The following is a 1,332-nucleotide window of genomic DNA, read 5'->3' as shown; positions in this document are numbered from 1 at the left end:
ACTTCTAGCTGGAATTCCAACCATGACAGCATTTTCTGCAACATCTTTAGTTATGACTGCATTAGCTCCAATTCTTGCACCTTTACCAACTACTACTGGACCTAATACTTGTGCACCTGAACCAATTACTACATCTTCTTTTATTGTAGGATGTCTTTTCATATTACGTTGATCATTTGAATTTATACTAGGTGCAATTCCACCTAATGTAACCATATGGTAAATAGTTACATTATCACCAATCTCAGACGTTTCCCCAATCACAACTCCCATTCCATGATCAATAAATAAATTTTTTCCAATTTTTGCATTTGGATGAATTTCAATTCCTGTCAAGAATCTTGAAAATTGGGAAATGATTCTTGCAATTAAATGAAATTTTGCTGTACTAAAAAAATTAGCTATTCTATGAAAGAATACTGCTTTCACTCCTGGGTAAGTTAATATTAAACTTAATTTAGATTTTGCCGCAGGATCTCTATCAATTATTGATTGTAAAAAATCGCTCATTATTATTCTTTTTTTGATTTTGTGTTAAAAAACAGGCTTTATATAGTGATTAATTTATTATATTAAAGGTTTTATTATGTACAAAAATACTAATTGTTTTCATTTAGCAATACCTTGTGGTGATTTAGAAGTAGCAAAGAAATTTTATAGCGAAACTCTAGGATGTAGATTAGATAATTCTGCACAAGAATGGGCTGACGTTGATTTTTGGGGTAATGAACTAACACTTCACAAAAGTGAACACAAACTAGACAATGAAAGACATGATGTAGATATGGGTAATGTATCAGTTCCTCATTTTGGAGTTCATCTATCTAGAAAAGATTTTGATGCTCTTAAACAAAGATTAAAGGATAGTGGTACTAAATATTATGATGAGCCTTATCTAAGATTTAAAGGTACTAAATACGAACAAGAAACATTTTTTGTAAAAGATCCAAACGAAAATATTTTAGAAATAAAAACTCTTACTTCAAATCCAGACTAGTTCTTTATAATAATTCTAATATACACTATAATAATTACACATCAATTTTCTTTGACTCGATATCTCAATTCGCGTTAAGCTTAATTTATAAATTTATAAGGAGATAATATGAAAATGATTAAGACTACACTTGTAGCCGGATTAATCTCAATTTTAGCAATGTTCTCTGCACAAGCGGAAAAAGTTAAAATTGGAGATCCAGGTTGGACAGGTGCTACAGCTATTGCAAATTTATTAGCAGCAGTTGTTACAGATAAAATGGGTGGAGAGGCTGAGCTTGTTCCTGGAAACAACACAGCAATTTACGCAGCAATTGATAGAGGCAAGGGTGAAAT

3 protein-coding genes are annotated in these 1,332 nt (G+C 31.1%); 2 read left to right on the top strand and 1 reads right to left on the bottom strand.

Annotated features, from left to right (window positions below; genetic code table 11):
• The coding region (gene epsC, locus AMN83_RS00020) for a serine O-acetyltransferase EpsC (protein WP_075503346.1) at positions 1-510 on the bottom strand (510 nt) is incomplete at its 3' end.
• A gap of 76 nt (positions 511-586) precedes the next feature.
• Here epsC and AMN83_RS00015 point away from each other — a divergent pair.
• Together AMN83_RS00015 and AMN83_RS00010 are read left to right on the top strand one after the other, a co-directional pair.
• On the top strand, positions 587-997 hold the full coding sequence (locus AMN83_RS00015) for a VOC family protein (protein ID WP_075503344.1): 411 nt from the start codon (positions 587-589) through the stop codon (positions 995-997).
• A 108-nt stretch (positions 998-1,105) separates the two neighbouring features.
• A partial coding sequence (locus AMN83_RS00010) for a glycine betaine ABC transporter substrate-binding protein (RefSeq protein ID WP_306452509.1) occupies positions 1,106-1,332 on the top strand: 227 nt, incomplete at its 3' end.

Origin of the sequence: Candidatus Pelagibacter communis, assembly GCF_001180025.1 — a bacterium.
GTDB classification, from domain to species: domain Bacteria; phylum Pseudomonadota; class Alphaproteobacteria; order Pelagibacterales; family Pelagibacteraceae; genus Pelagibacter; species Pelagibacter ubique_A.
The sequence above is the reverse complement of the archived record's forward strand: the minus strand, read 5'-3'. Positions and strand labels throughout refer to the sequence as shown.

Excerpts from the sequence above, each read along its gene's own strand:
- AMN83_RS00015 (WP_075503344.1), top strand. The coding sequence starts at position 587 with ATGTACAAAAATACTAATTGTTTTCATTTAGCAATACCTTGTGGTGAT.